Below are 1,889 nucleotides of genomic sequence, written 5' to 3' on the forward strand. Positions count from 1 at the left end.
GTGCCGGACTGCAGCGGAGTGCAGGTCCAGGCGCGTCGGGAAGTGGTACATCACGGCGCTCTGCGACACCCGCACCGCGTCGGCGATCCGGCGGGTGGTCACCGCCGCCAGCCCTTCGGAGGAGACCACGTCGACGGCGGACTCGAGCATGGCCTGTCGCGTCGCCTGCCGCTGGGCTGCTCGTGTGACCTTCATCAAGTCCCGTTTCCGTTGTCATCGTCGGGTCGTGGGACCCATAGTACGGTTACTGTTCACGTGAACTGTGAAAGCGAGATGTCATGGACGCCACTCGGCAGACCCACCACGAAACCCGCACCACCCACGTCGTCAGCGGCGACGCCCGCCTGGCCGTTTTCGAGCACGGCGACCCATCGGCCGAGACCGTCCTGCTGGTGCACGGCTGGCCGGACACGCACACCGTCTGGGACGACGTCGTACCCCTGCTCGCCGAGAACTTCCACGTCGTCACCTACGACACCCGCGGCCACGGCGCCTCTCCCCTGCCCGGCACCAAGGACAAGTTCACGCTCGAGCTGCTGGCGGATGACGCGGTCGCCGTGGCCCAGGCCGTGAGCGATCGCCCCGTGCACCTGGTCGCCCACGACTGGGGATCGATCCAGCTGTGGGAGGCCGTCTGCCGGCCCGATGCCACCGAGTGGTTCGCGAGCTTCACCTCGATCTCGGGACCGAGCCTCGACCATGCCGTGACCTGGTTGCGTGGACTCGCGAAGCGGCCGACGCCGCGCAACCTCGCCACGCTCGCCCAACAGGCGGCCAAGTCGTCGTACATCTACTTCTTCCTGACCCCGCGCCTTCCGGAGGCTTTGCTGCCCGTTGTCGGCCCCCGGGTCTGGCCCCGTCTCTTCAAGGCCACGGAAGGGATTGCCGCGCCCGAGCCCGCCGCGACCTTCGCTGAGGACATGGTCGCCGGGGTCCGCCTCTACCGCGCCAACATGCTGGAGCGCCTGCTCCACCCGCAGCCCCGGCGCAGCCAGGTCCCCCTCCAGCTGGTGGTGAACTCCAAGGACATCGCGATGACGCCGTCGATGTTCGAAGGCGCTGCCGACTGGACCGTCGACCTCACGCGGGTCGACCTCGACCGCGGGCACTGGCTGCCCGTCAGCGATCCCCAGTTCGTCGCCGACCTGGTCACGAGCTACGTCCTCAACCGTGGAGGCAACGATGCCTAGGACGATCCCTGTGACGATGACCGACCCCGGCGTGGTCGCCCTGCACGCACGCAACGTCGCCTTCGACGTCAGCCGTACCCCGTTGCAGTGGATCCGTGGCGACGCCTTCGCCTCCCACATCATCAGCGCGATCAACTTCGTGCTGCCCGAGGGCGAGCGCTGGTTCTGCGAGACGTTCAACGAGGCGCTCCCGCTGATCGAGGACGCGGACCTGCGTGAGGCCGTCCGCGGCTTCATCGGCCAGGAGGCCATGCATGCCCAGGCGCACGACGACGTCCTCGGCGACCTCTTCCGCGCGCAGGGCATCGACACCGCGCCGATGGTCGCCGTCGCCGAGCGGATCTTCCAGCAGATGCTCGGGCCGCGGAACCTGCCCACGGCGGCCGCCCGGCACAAGCACCTGGTCGCCCGGCTCGCCCTCATCGGCGGGATCGAGAACCTCACCGCACTGCTCGGTGACTGGGTGCTCACCGCCCCTCTCGAGGAGTACGACGCCGACCCCGCCGTCCTCGACCTGTTCCGCTGGCACGGCGCCGAGGAGGTCGAGCACCGGATGGTCGCGCACGAGGTGGCCGAGTACTTCGGTGTCGGCTACCTCCAGCGCGCTGGCGCCCTCGGCATCGCCTACGCCGGCTTCCTGCTGGTGCTCGGCCGGGTCGCACACGACCTCGTGAAGCAGGACCCCGACCTGCCCGACCA

3 protein-coding genes are annotated in these 1,889 nt (G+C 69.2%); 2 read left to right on the forward strand and 1 reads right to left on the reverse strand.

Going from position 1 to position 1,889, the window contains the following annotated elements; genetic code table 11:
- The coding region (locus ACOADB_RS19090; protein WP_378602014.1) for a TetR family transcriptional regulator at positions 1–195 on the reverse strand (195 nt) is incomplete at its 3' end.
- Between the two features lie 83 nt (positions 196–278).
- Between ACOADB_RS19090 and ACOADB_RS19095 the strand changes: the two genes are divergently transcribed.
- Together ACOADB_RS19095 and ACOADB_RS19100 are read left to right on the forward strand one after the other, a co-directional pair.
- Positions 279–1,190 (forward strand): alpha/beta fold hydrolase, encoded by a 912-nt coding sequence (locus tag ACOADB_RS19095; protein ID WP_378602017.1) that lies wholly within the window; start codon positions 279–281, stop codon positions 1,188–1,190.
- Positions 1,183–1,889 (forward strand): metal-dependent hydrolase (locus tag ACOADB_RS19100; protein WP_378602021.1); only part of this gene is annotated, 707 nt, incomplete at its 3' end. The genes ACOADB_RS19095 and ACOADB_RS19100, both read left to right, overlap by 8 nt.

This window comes from Nocardioides sp. CPCC 206348, assembly GCF_048654705.1.
GTDB lineage: Bacteria > Actinomycetota > Actinomycetes > Propionibacteriales > Nocardioidaceae > Nocardioides.